Source organism: Colwellia meonggei, from assembly GCF_057537295.1.
The window spans coordinates 72,169-89,937 of sequence record NZ_BAAJLZ010000003.1; the positions used below are offsets into that span (position 1 = coordinate 72,169).

14 protein-coding genes are annotated in these 17,769 nt (G+C 37.9%); 9 read left to right on the plus strand and 5 right to left on the minus strand.

Going from position 1 to position 17,769, the window contains the following annotated elements:
• Positions 1-3: 3 nt before the first annotated feature.
• Positions 4-1,938: a PrkA family serine protein kinase gene (locus AC27E9_RS08800; RefSeq protein WP_487129291.1), complete on the minus strand. Its 1,935-nt coding sequence runs from the start codon at positions 1,936-1,938 to the stop codon at positions 4-6.
• A 299-nt stretch (positions 1,939-2,237) separates the two neighbouring features.
• Entirely contained in the window at positions 2,238-2,819 is a 582-nt protein-coding gene (gene sodB, locus AC27E9_RS08805) for a superoxide dismutase [Fe] (RefSeq protein WP_487129293.1), read from the minus strand.
• Between the two features lie 263 nt (positions 2,820-3,082).
• On the opposite strand from sodB, the gene AC27E9_RS08810 reads away from it, so the two are divergent.
• The 3 genes from AC27E9_RS08810 to AC27E9_RS08820 all read left to right on the plus strand — a co-directional run bounded on the left by AC27E9_RS08810 (position 3,083) and on the right by AC27E9_RS08820 (position 4,723).
• Positions 3,083-3,424, plus strand: a complete 342-nt coding sequence (locus AC27E9_RS08810) for a Grx4 family monothiol glutaredoxin (protein WP_487080812.1) — start codon at positions 3,083-3,085, stop codon at positions 3,422-3,424.
• 85 nt (positions 3,425-3,509) lie between these two features.
• Positions 3,510-4,115, plus strand: a complete 606-nt coding sequence (locus tag AC27E9_RS08815; RefSeq protein WP_487129295.1) for a peroxiredoxin — start codon at positions 3,510-3,512, stop codon at positions 4,113-4,115.
• A 230-nt stretch (positions 4,116-4,345) separates the two neighbouring features.
• On the plus strand, positions 4,346-4,723 hold the full coding sequence (locus tag AC27E9_RS08820) for a hypothetical protein (RefSeq protein WP_487129297.1): 378 nt from the start codon (positions 4,346-4,348) through the stop codon (positions 4,721-4,723).
• 22 nt (positions 4,724-4,745) lie between these two features.
• Here the strand turns inward: AC27E9_RS08820 and rnt are convergent, their stop codons facing one another.
• Complete coding sequence (gene rnt / locus AC27E9_RS08825; protein ID WP_487129299.1) at positions 4,746-5,435, minus strand: ribonuclease T; 690 nt, start codon at positions 5,433-5,435, stop codon at positions 4,746-4,748.
• 195 nt (positions 5,436-5,630) lie between these two features.
• On the opposite strand from rnt, the gene AC27E9_RS08830 reads away from it, so the two are divergent.
• Entirely contained in the window at positions 5,631-6,497 is an 867-nt protein-coding gene (locus tag AC27E9_RS08830; RefSeq protein ID WP_487129301.1) for an OmpA family protein, read from the plus strand.
• A gap of 79 nt (positions 6,498-6,576) precedes the next feature.
• On the plus strand, positions 6,577-8,436 hold the full coding sequence (locus tag AC27E9_RS08835) for a M1 family metallopeptidase (RefSeq protein ID WP_487129302.1): 1,860 nt from the start codon (positions 6,577-6,579) through the stop codon (positions 8,434-8,436).
• 75 nt (positions 8,437-8,511) lie between these two features.
• On the opposite strand, the gene AC27E9_RS08840 is transcribed toward AC27E9_RS08835, so the two are convergent.
• On the minus strand, positions 8,512-8,907 hold the full coding sequence (locus tag AC27E9_RS08840; protein WP_487129304.1) for a hypothetical protein: 396 nt from the start codon (positions 8,905-8,907) through the stop codon (positions 8,512-8,514).
• 198 nt (positions 8,908-9,105) lie between these two features.
• A complete protein-coding gene (gene cysZ / locus AC27E9_RS08845) occupies positions 9,106-9,861 on the minus strand; it encodes a sulfate transporter CysZ (RefSeq protein ID WP_487129306.1) in 756 nt (251 codons plus the stop codon).
• Positions 9,862-10,078: 217 nt separating this feature from the next.
• Here cysZ and smc point away from each other — a divergent pair, with 217 nt between their 5' ends.
• The 4 genes from smc (at position 10,079) to AC27E9_RS08865 (ending at position 17,287) form a co-directional block, all read left to right on the plus strand.
• Positions 10,079-13,618: a chromosome segregation protein SMC gene (gene smc, locus AC27E9_RS08850; protein ID WP_487129308.1), complete on the plus strand. Its 3,540-nt coding sequence runs from the start codon at positions 10,079-10,081 to the stop codon at positions 13,616-13,618.
• Between the two features lie 25 nt (positions 13,619-13,643).
• Positions 13,644-14,774, plus strand: coding sequence for a cell division protein ZipA (gene zipA, locus AC27E9_RS08855; RefSeq protein WP_487129310.1), 1,131 nt, complete (start codon positions 13,644-13,646; stop codon positions 14,772-14,774).
• Between the two features lie 94 nt (positions 14,775-14,868).
• Positions 14,869-16,914 carry an NAD-dependent DNA ligase LigA gene (ligA, locus tag AC27E9_RS08860; RefSeq protein WP_487129312.1) on the plus strand — a complete coding sequence of 682 codons (2,046 nt, stop codon included), beginning with the start codon at positions 14,869-14,871 and terminating at the stop codon, positions 16,912-16,914.
• A 49-nt stretch (positions 16,915-16,963) separates the two neighbouring features.
• The gene (locus AC27E9_RS08865; RefSeq protein WP_487129314.1) at positions 16,964-17,287 is read left to right on the plus strand and encodes a DUF3392 domain-containing protein; all 324 of its coding nucleotides are present in this window, start codon (positions 16,964-16,966) and stop codon (positions 17,285-17,287) included.
• The last annotated feature ends 482 nt before the right edge of the window (positions 17,288-17,769 follow it).

The window sequence follows — 17,769 nt, forward strand, 5'->3', positions numbered from 1 at the left end:
AGCTTAAGAGGATTTTCTTACGCGCAAATACCATTCAGAGAGCAATCTAACTTGTTTTTTGGTATATCCTTTTGCCATCATTCGCTCAACAAAGTCATCATGTTTTTGTTGGTCGTCGTTCGAGGTTTTAGTGTTAAATGAAATAACAGGTAGTAAGTCTTCAGTATTTGAGAACATTTTCTTCTCAATAACTGTGCGCAACTTTTCGTAACTAGTCCATAGAGGGTTTTTACCATTATTATTGGCTTTGGCACGTAGCACAAAATTGACAATTTCATTGCGAAAGTCTTTTGGATTACTGATACCGGCAGGCTTTTCTATTTTCTCTAATTCATTGTTCAATGCTTCTCGGTCAAATAACTGCCCGGTTTCAGCATCACGATATTCTTGATCTTGGATCCAAAAGTCAGCATAAGTAACGTAGCGGTCAAAAATATTTTGACCGTATTCAGAATAAGACTCTAAATAGGCCGTTTGAATTTCTTTACCAATAAACTCAATATATTGACGTGATAAGTAACCTTTAATGAACTCTAAATAGCGCTCTGCGGTTTCTTGTGGTAACTGCTCTCGTTCTATTTGTTGTTCAAGTACATAGAATAAGTGAACAGGGTTTGCAGCTACCTCTAAGTGATCAAAATTAAACACTCGCGAAAGGATTTTAAAAGCAAAGCGAGTTGAAAGGCCTGACATTCCTTCGTCTATACCGGCATAGTCGCGATACTCTTGATAAGATTTTGCTTTTGGATCTGTGTCTTTTAAACTCTCACCGTCATATACGCGCATTTTTGAATAAATGCTTGAGTTTTCAGGGTCTTTCAAGCGAGAAAGCACTGAAAATTGCGCTAAAGTTTCTAAAGTATCTGGCGCGCATTGAGCGTTACTCAGTTCACTGTTTTCGAGAAGTTTTTTATAAATTCTAACTTCTTCAGAAACTCGCATACAGTAAGGCACTTTCACTATATAGACACGGTCTAAAAATGCTTCATTATTTTTGTTGTTTCTAAAGGTTTGCCATTCTGATTCGTTTGAGTGCGCAAGTAAAATACCATTAAATGGTAAGGCGGAAAGACCTTCAGTTGGATTATAATTACCTTCCTGTGTTGCGGTTAATAACGGATGTAGTACTTTTATTGGTGCTTTAAACATTTCAACAAATTCCATTACGCCTTGGTTGGCACGGCATAACGCACCAGAATAGCTGTATGCGTCAGGATCGTTTTGGGCAAAATGTTCTAGTTGACGAATATCAACTTTACCAACCAATGCTGAAATGTCTTGGTTATTGTCATCACCAGGTTCAGTTTTCGCGATCGCAACTTGATCAAGAATTGAAGGATAAATTTTAACAACTTCAAATTTTGCGATGTCACCTTTAAATTCATGTAATCGTTTTGCTACCCAAGGTGACATTATGGTACTTAAGTAACGCTCAGGAATATTGTATTCTTGCTGTAGTATTTTACCGTCAGAGTTTGCGTCAAATAAACAAAATGGATGATCGTTTACCGGGCTGCGTTCACCGTTGGCACTTAGTACATAAACAGGCTCTTGTTGCATTAATGCTTTTAACTTTTCTGCTAATGAAGATTTACCGCCACCAACGGGACCAAGTAAATATAATATTTGTTTCTGTTCTTCTAGCCCTTGAGATGCGTGTGTAAGGTAAGCAACAATTTGTTCTATGGCTTCTTCCATACCATAAAACTCTTTAAAAGCAGGGTAGCGAGCAATAACACGATTAGAAAAAATACGACTTAATTCAGGCACAGTAGAAGTGTCTATCATTTCTGGTTCACCAATGGCTTTGAGTAAACGTTGTGCGGCGCTGGCGTACGCCATAGGGTCTTTTTGGCATAAGCCTAGGAAATCTTGAACTGAATAGCACTCTTCCTGTGCTTCGTCGTAACGTGATTGGTAATGCTGAAATATACTCATAACCGCCTCCAGAAGATAAAACGTTCAGACAGAGCTGATAATTCGACCGTATGCGTTACTATCAAACTCTACATAATTAATTAGACCGCGTTTTTCACAATTTCTATTTATAAGCGTAGTTGTAATTTTGTAAAGCCGTTAAGAAATAACGAAAATAAATTGTAACGATAGAATAAAATATAGGCAGCTATGTTGTTGAATAAACAATTAACTTTGAGATGTGCTGAGAAACTTTGGGGTATTAAAAAAGCCAGAATTAATTCTGGCTTTTTGTTTTATATAATTTTTGTTAGCTTCTATTAAGCGAAGTTTGCTGAAGCAAATTCCCAGTTAGCTAATGCCCAGAAACCTTCCATGTAACTTGGACGAAGGTTACGGTAATCGATGTAGTATGCGTGTTCCCATAAATCAACTGTTAAAAGTGGAGTAACGCCTTCATCTGTTAGTGGTGTAGCAGCATTTGATGTGTTAACAATTGCTAGGCTACCGTCAGCATTTTTAACTAACCAAGTCCAGCTTGAACCGAAGTTGTTAATTGCACTGTCGGTAAATTTAGCTTTAAATTCAGCAAAAGAGCCAAATGTAGCATTAATTGCATCTGCTAAGGCACCTGTTGGTTCGCCGCCGCCATTTGGGCTTAAGCTGTTCCAGTAAAATGTGTGGTTCCAAATTTGCGCTGCATTGTTGAAAACACCAGCAGAAGATGACTTAACGATATCTTCTAAAGATTTACCTTCAAAATCAGTGCCTTCAATAAGACCGTTTAATTTTACAACGTAAGTGTTGTGATGCTTACCATAGTGAAACTCTAGTGTTTCTTGTGAAATGTGTGGTGCTAGGGCATCCATTGCATATGGTAGTGCAGGTAATTCGATAGCCATTATATTCTCCAGGATATGATTATAAAAATTTATTCTTATGCAAACGTAAAGAAGTAGTTTGTTTTTTTCTAAAACCTAGTAAACTACTCGGGTATTATTAAAGCTTACATAGTTTACCCAAATATATAGGTATTACCATAGGTTTTATCAAGGCTATTATGTTTTAATATATAAATTTTTTGCTTTAGTATTTATTGTTCTGTGTATTTAATCATTTTTACATTAAGTATTAGGCGCAATGAGTATTAATTTTTGAGGTTATTATGGATACTATCGAACGTATTAAAGAACAAATCAGTGAAAACACAATCCTTTTATATATGAAGGGCTCTCCGAAATTACCAAGCTGTGGTTTCTCTTCACAAGCGTCGCAAGCAATTATGGCTTGTGGTGAAAAGTTCGCTTATGTTGATATTTTACAAAATCCTGATATCCGCGCTGAATTACCAAAATATGCTGATTGGCCAACGTTTCCACAACTATGGGTTGAAGGTGAGCTTGTTGGCGGTTGTGACATTATTATGGAAATGTATCAGCAAGGTGAATTACAAACCTTGATTAAAGAAACAGCAGCGAAGCACAGTTCAGAAGAAAGTGCAGAATAGCTATTGAATTATGATTTAACGACACCATAACTAGGTGAAGTTAATGTTAAATAACTAATAATTATTTTAAATATTGGAGAATATAATGAGTGTATTAGTCGGTCGTCCAGCACCAGATTTTACAGCGGCAGCAGTTTTAGGTTCAGGTGAAATTGTTGATAGCTTTAACTTAGCAGAAGCTATTAAAGGTAAAAAAGCGGTAGTATTTTTCTACCCACTTGATTTCACTTTCGTATGTCCATCTGAGCTTTTAGCTTTTGATCACCGTATGGAAGAGTTCAAAAGCCGTGGTGTTGAAGTTATTGGTGTTTCTATCGATTCACAATTCTCTCACAACGCATGGCGCAACACGCCAGTAAACGATGGCGGTATTGGTCCAGTACAATACACTTTAGTTGCTGATGTTAAACATGAAATTTGTCAAGCATATGACGTTGAACATCCAGAAGCAGGTGTAGCTTTCCGTGGTTCATTCTTAATTGATGAAGAAGGCAATGTTCGTCATCAGGTAGTTAACGATTTACCACTAGGTCGTAACGTAGACGAAATGATCCGTATGGTTGACGCATTACAATTCCACCAAGAGCACGGTGAAGTATGTCCAGCTGGTTGGAACAAAGGTGATAAAGGCATGACAGCTTCTCCAGAAGGCGTAGCTTCTTACCTTACTGACAACGCTGATACGCTTTAATTTATCGCAATTTAGCGTTAAATATATTCAGTAAAAAGCCGCATTATTGCGGCTTTTTTGTGTCTCAATATTAACTTTCAATAATTTCAGCCTATCTGTAGGGATAAAGATATTGAAATTTATTTTTATACAAATCTTAAATAACTGTGCTAAAACAAAGGTAAGGACTTTATTACTTAATTAATAGAAGTAACTAAATAAGCACAAAAAATGGCAATCAAGGAGTATAGGTGTTTTATCCTAAATTTATTTACGAAAATTTACCTTACCTGTATTTTTTTATTTGCGCATACTTACTCGCGTTTTATTCTTCGTGGATAGTTTATTTTTCGGCAGGGTTATTTTATCTTGTCGGCAGCATTACCTTAGTAAAACGTTCTGGTTACCGGCGCGTTGATCGTTTTAAAAATAATAAGAGTAATAAACAAGCCTTACCCGAAGTGATATACGAATATTTACCGTTTGCTTATTTTGCCGTTGCGATGATGCTTGTGCTGAAAACAAATCATCAAGCATTACAATTTCTGGCTTTTTGCTTGATGATTGTGGCATTAAGAAACTTGATTTTCAGAATAAATAATCGCCGAAAAGCTAAGTCATTATTTTAAAGTTTGTTTTAGCTGCTAAAAACTAACTTGCTGAGTTTTCAGTTTCCTCGCCAACGTTTGCCAGAGGCCAGCCACCTAATTGTTGCCATTTGTTTACTATGTAGCAAAACAACTCTGCGGTTTTTTCGGTGTCGTAAAGCGCAGAATGCGCTTCGTTATTGTTAAAATCTATTTCTGCAGTTGCACAGGCTTTTGCCAATACAGTTTGTCCAAGTGCTAAACCTGAAAGGGTTGTGGTATCAAAACTAACAAAAGGATGAAATGGTGAACGTTTTATTGAACTCCGATCGGTTGCTGCATTAACGAAGCCTAAATCAAATGCGGCATTATGTGCCACCATAATCGCACGCTGACAACCTGCCGCTTTCATTTTTTTGCGAACGAGTTTAAATATTTCTGTAAGCGCTTTTTTCTCGTCTACCGCACCACGTAATGGATTAGTTGGATCAATGCCGGTAAATTCTAACGCCGCAGGCTCTAAATTAGCTCCTTCAAAAGGATCAACATTAAAATGTATTGTTTCATCTAAACTAAATTGGCCTGTATTTTCATCTAAGGACAATGTTGTTGCTGCAATCTCTAACAGGGCATCTGTTTGAGCATTAAAACCAGCAGTTTCAACATCAATAACAACAGGGAAATAACCGCGAAAACGTTGAGCAAATAATGATTTATCAGAAGATGTATTAGTAGAGCTTGAATTGTCAGACATAGAATAGAAAAACAGGAATAGATAGTAAATTCACTAGATTATCTCAGAAATTAGAGCAGATGGCATCATTGAAAGTTAAATGCAGGCAATTTAATTGTTGTAAATGCTAATTTACTGTTAAAGTTATTAATGATTATGTCGATAGAGTGATTGTCGAAATTTAAAATTAGATTAATTGGCATGAATAGTATTGTTATGAAAAAAATTCTTACCTTAGTTACATTATTGCTAACTGTTGTCCAAGCAAATGCTGGCATCAGACAATATCGTGCCGATATTGAAAACTCTAATTGGCAACTCACTAACAATTCTCGTTTGCAATGTACATTATCCCATCAAATCCCTCGTTATGGTGAAGCCAAGTTTTATAGTTCAGCAAATCGCAAAATGAATATGGAATTCGAACTCGACATGATGCGTTTACCTGATAGCTACTCTTTAGCTGAAGTACGTTCAGAAGCGCCTAATTGGCGTCCAGGTATTTCTGGAAGAACCATTGCTGATATGAAACTACACAAACAGTTTTCGCCAAGTTTGCCGAAAAAAATTGCCTGGAATATGCTTAATGAGTTGGATCAGGGCATGAGCCCGACGTTTTACTATAACGATTGGTACAGTGATAATGAAAAAATCAGTGTTGGCTTATCAACGGCTCGCTTTCAAAAGGCTTATCAAGACTTTGTAAGCTGTGTTGGTAATTTACTTAATTTTAGTTTTGAAGATATTTCTTATACTGTACTTAATTATCAGTTTGGCTCAGACAAATTAACTAAAGCATCGCAAAAGCGCATGAATATGATCGTAGAGTATTTATCATTAGATCCAGAGTTAGAACTCGTCTTAATAGATGGTTATTCTGATAGTTATGGTGGCCGCAATACTAACTTGAAAATGTCACAACGCCGGGCCAACAATGTGAAAGACTTAATTGTCAGCAGTGGTATTGATGCTAGCCGCATTGATGCTGAAGGCTACGGTGAAAAACGCCACGTTGCATCAAACGCCACTATTATAGGGCGTAGTAAAAACCGTCGCGTCGTTATCCGTATGGAACAACCATAGTATAAACTGTTAAATAGCACTTGAAGAGGCCTGTAGATTCGCTGTAATCTACAGGCCTCTTTTGTTTTGGATACAATTTATGAAAACTATTATTCGTTTTGTTGCCACATTTTGCTGTCTCACTCAGCTAGCTTGGTCACAAATAGCTATAGCGCAAGTTAATGATGCATTAACGTATGCAAATTATGATCAAGTAAAAGTAAACCATTTATATTTAGATCTTGCGGTTGATTTTGACGAGAAATCACTAAAAGGTTTTGCTGAGTTAAGTTTAAATTGGCTTAGTGGTGATGTCGCTAATGTTTATTTAGATACTCGTGATTTAGAAATTCACCGTGTGATGGCAAAAGCTGCCAATGGCCAATGGCAAAATGTTGCTTTTGATTTAGCAAAACGTGACGATGTTATGGGCGCAAAACTTACCGTAAAAACCTCATTTAAAACGCCAAAGCTGAGAATTTACTATAACTCATTACCACAAGCATCTGGCTTACAGTGGTTATCTCCTGAGCAAACCGCAGGTAAAGATAAGCCATTTATGTTTAGCCAAAGCCAAGCAATACATGCCCGTTCATGGATCCCAATTCAAGATACACCAAGTGTACGTATGACCTACAATGCACGTATTACAACATCAGATGACTTACTTGCTGTAATGAGTGCTGATAATGCACCTGATACCGCGCGTGATGGTGACTACTCATTTTCAATGCCACAAGCCATTCCTGCTTACTTAATTGCAATCGGTGTTGGTGATTTGCAATTTAAAGCAATGAGCGAACAAACGGGTATTTACGCTGAACAATATATTTTAGATCGTGCAGTTGCTGAATTTGACGATACGCAAGCGATGATCGATGAAACTGAGAAATTATTTGGTGCTTATCGTTGGGGTCGTTATGACTTACTTATTTTACCACCAAGCTTCCCTTTTGGTGGTATGGAAAACCCCCGTTTATCATTTATCACTCCAACCGTTGTTGCGGGCGATAAAAGCCTAGTTAACTTAATTGCACACGAACTAGCGCATTCTTGGTCTGGTAACTTAGTGACTAACGAAAGTTGGCATGACCTATGGTTAAACGAAGGTTTTACCAGTTATGTTGAAAACCGTATTATGGAAGCGGTATTTGGAGTAGATCGTGCCGTAATGGAGCGTGCGTTGGATGCACAGAACTTAGGTTATGAAATTGCTGAATTACCACCAGGTGATACGCAGTTATTTATCGATTTAGCAGGTCGTGATCCTGATGACGCTTTTTCAGGTGTTCCATATACAAAAGGGCAGTTGTTCCTACTTTACTTAGAAGAAAAATTTGGTCGTGAAAAATTTGATACGTTTATCATGCAATACTTTGATGATCATGCATTTGAAAGTTTAGGTACTAAAAACTTTGTTAAATACTTAAAAGCAAACCTAACTCATAAGTATGCAGGTATTGTTAGCGATGAAGAAGTGAATGAGTGGATTTACGAACAAGGTTTACCAAGCTTCACCCCTAAGCCTAAATCAGATGCTTTTGTTAAAATTGATGACTATATTGCAAAATGGACAAGTGGGCAGCTTGAACTTGCACAATTGCCAACGAAAGCGTGGACATTGCATGAGTGGTTACATTTTATCAATAACTTACCTTTAGATATTTCATCTGACCGTATGGCGAGTTTAGATAAAGCGTATAACCTTACGAATAGCACAAATGCGGAAGTAGCACATGCGTGGTATTTGTTATCTCTTCGCTCAGGTTATGATGTAGTTTATCCTGCTATGGCGACATACTTAGAGTCAATAGGTCGTCGTAAGCTAATTGTGCCGTTATATAAAGAGCTTGCACAGTCTGCAAAAGGCAAAGAGTGGGCACAGGAAGTTTATGAAAAAGCACGCCCTGGTTATCACCCATTAGCGCAAGGTACGGTAGATGCTATTTTACTGAACTAATAATTGCTTATTAGATAAATAAAAACACCGCTTTTAGCGGTGTTTTTTTATGCTTATCGTGAATGTTTTTATGTTCTATAGATCAGTTTTATTATCAACAATAACATCAACCTGACGAAGATTATTTTGCTGAGAAATCACCACTCTAATTTGTTGCTGTATCGTTGAATAATTTAACGTTAAGCGGCCGCGCTTTCGCTCTTGTGCAATAGCTTCACCATAGTTTTCTTGATAAAAGTTAATCACGGCTTGTTCGGTGGCTGAGGTAAAGTAATTAATCACCGCTGGTGTTTTATCATCAAACTGTGCAAATATGCGAGCACCTGCAACAACAGGAATATCAATCTTTTTGGCCGTGTTACCTTCCAAATTTTCGTCCGCTGCCATGGCTACGACGCCAGTACTTAAAGTCGTTAACCCCAATAAGCCCGCTAACATTGTTGTTTTAGCTGTAAAACGCAGTGATTGCATCCGTAGATCCTTATTAATATTCAATGTAATACGCACTATTGAGTGTGCACCTTGATGTTTTTACTGTCAAATTTTACCCAAAAACCTAGTAACTAAGCTGGTGTGCTTTTTGAGCTCAGGTATAAATATTCCCCGTTTTGCGCTTGTTAATTATTCGTATCGTCTAAATGTTGTTAACTTACTGATTATTATTTGATTTTATGAACGGTCAACAAAATCTTCTCGATAATGGTCGACCCAAAGCGCTGTTGCACCGCAAATAGCTACCGGCATTACCACTAAATTTATAAAAGGGATCATTGAAAATACAGCCGTAGTAATACCAAAACTGTAACTTAATCCTTGTCGCTGTTTTAGCGCTTGTCGCATAGCAGGGAAGGCAACCTTATGGTTGTCAAACGGATAATCTTTATATTGTACTGCCATCATCCAAGCTAAGAATAAAAACCACAGCACTTGCCCAACCACTGGTAATATCCAATAGAGCAAAAAGAAGCCAATGGCTCGTGGTAAATAGTAAGCTAATTTACTTACTTCACGGCCTAAGGTTCTTGGAATATCTTTAACAATATCGAACGCGCCACCATTTTTTAACGGTTTATTGGTTAATAGCGCTTCAACCTTCTCAGATAAGAGTCCATTAAAGGGGGCTGCAATCCAGTTAGCAACGGAACTAAAAATAAACGAAAAAATTATCAAAGCAAAAAATATTGCTAACGGCCAAATAAAGTTACTTAGCCATGCAAATGATTCGCCAAGCCAGTCTTCAATCGTTGCCATATAACTTTCAAGCTGTAAAAACATATAATAGAAAGCACTGGCGAATAAAACTAAATTAACGGTTAATGGAATAAAAACAAAGCGGCGAATGCCCGGTGTGCGAATTAATTCAAATCCTTTAAAAAAATAACCGGCACCACCGTTCGCTAAAGGAGGATTATTGTTGTAACTCATTGCTGATTTATTAACCTAACTAGTTGATATTCATAGTCCGATTATAGGCTCCTTACTTCATTATGAACAGCACTGTGATGTTACAAAGTACATCAATCTCTGATACAGTGGGCGCAATGACTCAGGTTTTTATTTATTTCTTTTAAATTGTCTAAATTTTGCAAAAGTATTGCCGAAATTATAACAATTAACGTCAACGATTAGGTTATTCGGTTTAATGCGACTCAAGCATATAAAATTGGCAGGTTTTAAATCATTTGTCGATCCAACTAAAGTGCCATTTGAACAACAAATGACCGCCATTGTTGGGCCTAATGGTTGCGGAAAATCAAATATTATTGATGCTGTTCGTTGGGTACTCGGTGAAAGCTCTGCTAAAAACTTACGCGGTGATGCCATGACCGACGTTATCTTTAATGGTGCAGCGAGTAGAAAGCCTATTGGACAAGCCAGTGTTGAGCTTGTTTTTGATAATATGCAAGGCCGTATACAAGGTAATATGGCTGATAGAAACCAAGTTTCTGTTCGACGAGTCGTCAATCGGGAAGGAACTAATAGTTACTTTCTCAATGGCACTAAATGTCGTCGTCGCGATATTACCGATATTTTCCTAGGTACAGGTTTAGGTCCTCGCAGTTATGCCATTATTGAACAAGGCACTATTTCTCGCTTAATTGAATCAAAACCGCAAGAGTTGCGGGTATTTATTGAAGAGGCGGCAGGTATCTCAAAATATAAAGAGCGCCGCAAAGAAACTGAGAACCGAATTCGTCACACTCGAGAAAACCTTGCCCGTTTAAGCGACATTCGAGTCGAACTTGATGTGCAAATTGACAAATTACACCAGCAGGCACAAGCCGCTAAACGTTTTCGAACGTTAAAACAACAAGAGCGCAAGTATAAAGCTGAACTAGCGGTTTTACGTTGGCAAAAGTTTGAACAACAAAGAGAGCAGCACCACAAACGCATTGTTGAAATTGATAACAAAATAGCCGGACAAAATAGTCAAATTAGTCAGTATGAACTTGAGGTGATTAAACTAAAAGATTCAGTATTACACTGCAATGATAGCAATCAAACTTTGCAGCAGCAAAAGTTAACCTTAAGTCAAGATATTACTCGTGCTGAGCAAAATATTAAGTATTTAAAAGAGCAGGCAGAAAAGTCTCAGTCTGACAATGTTTTAACACAACAACAGTTATTAAATGCTCAGCAGTTGGTATTAACAGAGCAAGAACAGCTGCAACTTTGTTTAAAACAATTAGCCGATAAACAACCGCAATTACAAGCAATAGAGCTGGCGCTAGCTACAAACCAAGAAGAATTAGCTGAGCAACAACAAAAGCAGAAAAAATTAAACTCACTTTGGCAGCAACAACAACAAGCACGTGAGGCGCTTCAACAGCAGTCGTTAAAAGTTCATGCTGAAATTAGCCAGCAACAAACCATTGTTGAACAAGCTAAGTTACGGATCGAAAAAAGTCAGCAACAAATTGCGAAATTACCTCCGAAAAACGATAGTGCTACAACAGAATACCACCAAGAAAAAAGTGTAATTTTAGCTACTAAAGAACAATTGCAGCAGCAAACGAGCAAGCTGGCATTGGCTCAAGAACAAGCGCTTAGCGAACAGCAGCAATTACAGCAAGAGCTTTCTGTGTTATCGGCGCAACAAATGGTTAAAAAGCAACTGGTTGCAGATCTTAAAGCTAAACTTGCTGATCAAGCATTGTGGAGTGAGCAACAAGAGCAATGGCTAAATAGACAAAATAATGCCGCCTATACGGCGATAAAAAATAAATTACAAGTAAGCTCTGGTTGGGAGTTAGCAGCGGAAGTAGTGCTATCTCATCTTATGGCAGGGCACTTAGTTGATAATTTGCCTGAAGCTGATAAAAACAAAGGTTTATCGGCAGAAACCTTATGCTTAGTTTTTAAAAGTAATACCGCGGAAGAAGCGCAACAAAGCGAGGTGCCTGCAACTGATACAGCGAAAACAAGTGGCAAAATCGGCGAAAAAATAAGTGAAAGTTTAGCCAGTAAAGTTTCAGGAGTTGATGAACTTACTCCTTGGCTAAGCAATATTTTTCTTGCTACAGACTATGCCAGCGCGGCAGAACAACTTAATACATTGGCAAATCACCAAAGCTTTATTTGCCCTGACGGTACTTGGCTTAGTCAACAAGTTTTAAGAAAAGGTAAGCTAGAACAAGGCTACGATTACATTAGCTTACAAAGCCAGTATGAGCTTGAACAAGCCCTGTTAACTAGCACTTTTGAACAACATCAGGTATTAAGAAAGCAACAAGTAGAAAGCACAGAAAATATCGAGAACTTACAACAGCAAAAAGTAGCACTAAGCGCAGAATTAGAGCAGCAACAAGACAAGCTCTATAGTCTTGAACAAGCATACTCGTTAACGCAACAAGAACAAATACATCAACAACGAGAGCGTGATAATTTACTGGCACAAATTACTCAAGAGCAGAAAAACAGTGGTACTGCTGAACAAGCATTGTTGTTATTAACACAACAACTAGCTTCCTTATCTAATAATAATGATGATGACTCGAATGAACATGGCCAACAACAAGCTGAATTACAGTCAGTTATTGAGAATATTCAGCAAGGTAGCCAAGAATTACATGCGCAACGTCACCAATTAAGCTTATTGGTTGAACAACTTAAAAGTCAGCAGGCGCAACGAGAGCAAACCATCAGAGGCAACCAGGAAAGTATTAACGTACTGACACAAAGGTTAACATCGAATAGCCAAACGGTAGATGATGGCAGCACATCATTACAAGAGTTAGAGCAAAACCTGCCGCAATGGCTTGATAATTTGTCGGCGATTAATGAAAAGTTACAGTTTAATCAAAAAATATTAAATGACAGCCAAAGTCAATTATCGGCATTAGAACTGGCGCTGAAAACCAGTCAAAATAAAGTCAGCACGTTAAATGAGCAACATGCACGTTTAACATTAGACAGTGAAGGTTTTAAATTGCGGGCAGAAAATGCCATGGAAGTATTGACAGAACTACAACAAAATATTGATAGTGTAGTTTCGGCAATGCCAGAAAATGCAAAAGAGTCGCTTTGGCAAGCGCAATTAATTAAATTGGCTAAAGATATTCAACTGTTGGGGGCAATAAATTTAGCTGCGATAGAAGAATATGAAACACAATTTGAGCGGAAAAATTATTTAGATCAGCAAGATCAAGACCTTAATAAGGCAATAGCGACTTTAGAGTCAGCAATTGCAAAAATAGATAAAGAAAGTCGACATAAATTTAAATTAACCTTCGACCAAGTTAATAATGATTTACAGTCGTTATTTCCTAAGGTATTTGGTGGTGGTCAGGCATATTTAGCGCTAACAGGTGAAGACTTGCTCGATACTGGTGTAACGATCATGGCGCGGCCACCGGGTAAAAAAAATAGCACAATACATTTATTATCTGGTGGAGAAAAAGCGCTGACCGCATTATCATTAGTATTTGCAATTTTTAGGCTTAACCCTGCTCCATTTTGTTTACTTGATGAAGTTGATGCACCATTAGATGATGCTAATGTCAGTCGCTTTTGTAATTTGGTTCAGGAAATGTCGAAAACAGTACAATTTATTTATATTAGTCATAATAAAATAGCAATGGAGATGGCATCACATTTAACTGGCGTAACTATGTTTGAACCTGGAGTTTCACGCATGGTTGCCGTTGATATTGATGAAGCCATCGCTATGTCAGAAGTATAAGAAGCAGTAAAGAATAGGCTAGGTAATGGAAGATAGTTTCAGAAACACATTAATAATAATTAGTGCTATTGTGATAGCAGCCATTTTCATTCATGGTTACTGGACCATTAGGAAACAAAAAAATCCTTATAAGTTAAAAACTAAAGATGAACCTGTTGTGCCAGAGTCACGCGGGTTTGATGGTTCTGGCTTTGATCAAGATGGAGTTAGTAAACCGAAAGTGATTGGTAATAATCCGTTGCATGATGAGCCGTCAGTTAAATCACATCTTGTTGAAGATGGTGAAGAGTTTCACTCAGACAAGCCTATGCCTGATGCGGTGCCACCTGCTGCATTTGAAGAAAAGGAACAAGGTCTTAACTTTGGTGCTTTACTAAATGAAACAGAAGAAGTGCCAGAACATTTAAAACAACAAGCTTTGTCAGATGCACCTGACTATGCCGTTGAAAATAGCTACGAACAAGACTTTTTCCCTGAATCAGCAACGGAAGAAATTGCTAGCGAAGCGCCAGTAAAAGCTGAACCAGAACTAGAACCGGTTTACCAACAACCAGTATCTCGTGCTAAGCCTAAACCTGCTGTGGAAAAATCTGTACCTCGCAAGAAAAACGTACGAAAACCCGCCGTTAAACGTAACCAAATGGAAATTAATTTTGGTGATGAAGCAGTAGAAGACATGCCAAGTATGTCTGCAACAGAAACCGCTGAAAAAGTACCAGAAATAGAACCACAAGTTATTGTACTTTCGGTTGTTATGCCTGAAGGGCAAGCAATGTCAGGTGCGGCATTATTGCCAACATTACTGACTTTAGGATTAAAGTACGGTGAAATGAATATCTTCCATCGTCATCAAGACAATGCCGGAAATGGTAAGGTAACATTTAGTTTGGCAAATATGATGAACCCAGGCACGTTTGATTTAGACGATATTGAAAATTTTAGCACCCAAGGTATTACGCTATTCATGACCTTGCCAAATACGGGGGACGCATTTGAAGTGTTTGAACAAATGTTAAATGCTGCCAAACAACTGGCTTTGGAATTTAAAGCACAACTACTTGATGACAAGCGTAGTGTAATGACCAAGCAAACAGAGCAACATTACATTGGTATTATTCGAGAGTTTGAGCGTAAAAGTCGCATTGGCTCATTCTAGTACCCTAAAGCATGACACGAATTACTGGGCTAATTTTCCAAATAAATTAGCCTCAGTAGCCACCACCAATCCCACTATCCAAAGTTAAATCATTATGTCTGAGCAAGTTGCTAGTAACCGTATCGCTGAAATTTGTCAGCTAATTCACCATTATAATCATCAATATTATGTGTTAGATGAGCCCAGTGTTCCTGATGCCGAGTATGATAGATTAATGCGTGAGTTGATAACGCTTGAGACTGAAAACCCAACACTTAAAACGTTAGACTCTCCGAGTCAAAAGGTTGGTGGTGAGGCACTAAAGGCATTTAGTCAAGTAACGCACCAGTTGCCAATGTTATCGCTAGATAATGTTTTCTCTGAACAAGAATGGCAGGCATTTGTTAAACGGATAAAAGATCGTTTAAAGTCGGAGAAAGAATTTTCCATTTGTGCTGAGCCTAAACTTGATGGCTTGGCGGTTAGTTTACGTTATGAAAATGGTATTTTCGTACAGGCAGCAACGCGTGGTGATGGCAGTGTTGGTGAGAATATAACTGAAAACATTCGTACTATCAAATCCATCCCCCTGCGCCTTCAAGGACAAAGCTACCCAGATATCCTGGAAGTACGTGGTGAGGTTTTTATGCCGAAAGCCAGCTTTGAACGTTTAAATCAGCAGGCGGTTAAAAAGGGAGAGAAAAGTTTTGCAAACCCTCGCAATGCTGCGGCCGGTAGCTTGCGTCAACTTGATTCGAAAATAACGGCTAAACGTAATCTTGCCTTTTATGCCTATGGTTTAGGCTTTGTTGGCGCAAGTGAAACTAATGATGATGAAGGTATTGATGAAACTTGGCTAGCAAACTCGCATTACCAACGTTTATGCCAAATAAAAGCCTTAGGCTTGCCGATGTGTCCTGAAGTTAAGTTACTTGAAAACGCTGAGCATGTAGAAGATTTTTATCAAGATATTTTGCAACAGCGTGACGCACTAAGTTATGAAATAGACGGTACGGTATTCAAAGTTGATGATATTGATTTACAGCAGAAATTAGGTTTTGTTGCACGTGCGCCACGCTGGGCTACAGCATATAAATTTCCAGCTCAAGAAGAATTAACCACCCTTGATGCGGTTGATTTTCAAGTAGGCCGTACCGGCGCTATTACACCTGTTGCCCGCTTAAAGCCTGTGTTTGTTGGCGGTGTCACCGTTAGTAATGCCACGTTACATAACCAAGATGAGATTGACCGTTTAGGTATTCAAATTAACGATACGGTGATTATTCGCCGCGCGGGTGATGTTATCCCACAAATCGTTAGTGTAGTGCTAGAACGTCGCCCAAATAATGCTGAAAATATTGAGTTTCCAAAACAATGTCCAGTCTGTGAATCTGCGGTAACGAAAGCTGAAGGGGAAGCAGTATTACGCTGTACTGGCGGTTTATATTGTCAGGCGCAACGAAAAGAAGCTATTAAACATTTTGCCTCTAGAAAAGCACTTGATGTTGATGGACTCGGCGATAAATTAGTTGAGCAATTAGTTGATGAAGGCTTAATAAAAACGCCTGCCGACTTATTTAAATTAACTGAACTAGATGTTAGCACCATGGAGCGTATGGGAAAAAAATCAGCGTATAATTTAATTAAAGGGCTAGAAATAGCTAAAAGTACCACACTTAGCAAGTTTGTTTACTCACTTGGTATTCGAGAGGTAGGCGAGACCACGGCAGCAAACTTAGCGCAGCATTTTTTGACTTTTACTGCGATTAAATCAGCAAGTGAAGAGCAGTTGCAGCAAGTGCCAGATGTTGGCGTTATTGTCGCAAAAAATATTGTTAACTTCTTCGCGCAAAGTCATAATCTTGAGGTGGTTGAAGAGTTAGTTTCAATTATGTCTTGGCCAAATATTGAAGTGAAAAGTGACGATGAACTACCACTTAAAGATCAAACGTTTGTACTTACTGGCACATTAAGCCAAATGGGGCGTAATGAAGCTAAGGCTGCACTACAAGCGTTAGGGGCTAAAGTTTCTGGTAGTGTTTCAGCGAAAACAAATTGCTTGGTTGCTGGTGAAAAAGCTGGTTCAAAACTAACTAAAGCCCAAGATTTAGGTGTGAAAGTTCTCACGGAAGAAGAAATGATAGCATTGCTTGATGCTTAAGTTACGTGATGTATTGTTTATTAAACTATAAAGCTAGGTCATTTATATTATGTTTGAGCTATTAGCTGATATTGGTCAGTGGTTTCGTGGTTATCAGTATCAAATGGCAATGGCTATTGTTGCAACTGTATTGGTTATATTCGGTAGTGATATTAACAACGCTGTACGAAGCCTAGTTCGCAAACAACATTTTCTTGTCCGTAGTTTAACTTTTGTTGTTGTATGCGCATTTGGCTATGGTTTACTTACCATCTGGCTAACTAAATTGCTATCGCAACAACTATCGCAAGTGCCAAGTGTTTATATTTTACCCTTGATTATAGGTATATTTTTACTGCTAGGAGCATATGCTCAAAAGCATCGACAGATCTAAAATGCAATAAACAACAGGGTAAATAGTGACTTATACTGCTGATAAACGTATGAAAGCGTATATAAACAATAATGCAGGTAATGGAATTAAGAGAGTGAATAAAATAGCTTCACACCATTCAATTACACGATAAAATTTCTGCCAATGAATATTGTTTTCTTTAGTGGATGGCAGTATTTGAAAGAAAAAAATAAAGGCAGCAATCACTAAACTTTCAATAGCAGTAAATAATATAAATATCGCTAACCATACTAAAAAATTTGGTGTGTTGAATTGAATTTGTGTCTGAAGTAAAACAAATAAGCAAAATAAAAATAAACTCCACGCCAACAGATGCCATTTAAAACGTGATATCGATATCGCTATATAATTAAAAAGCTCTGGGGTAATGGGTGGTTTCATTTTACAATTATGTTCATATCAATTTTATTGAATTATATCATTAGTATATCGTCTAATTGTTGGAGCCGAAAATGATAATT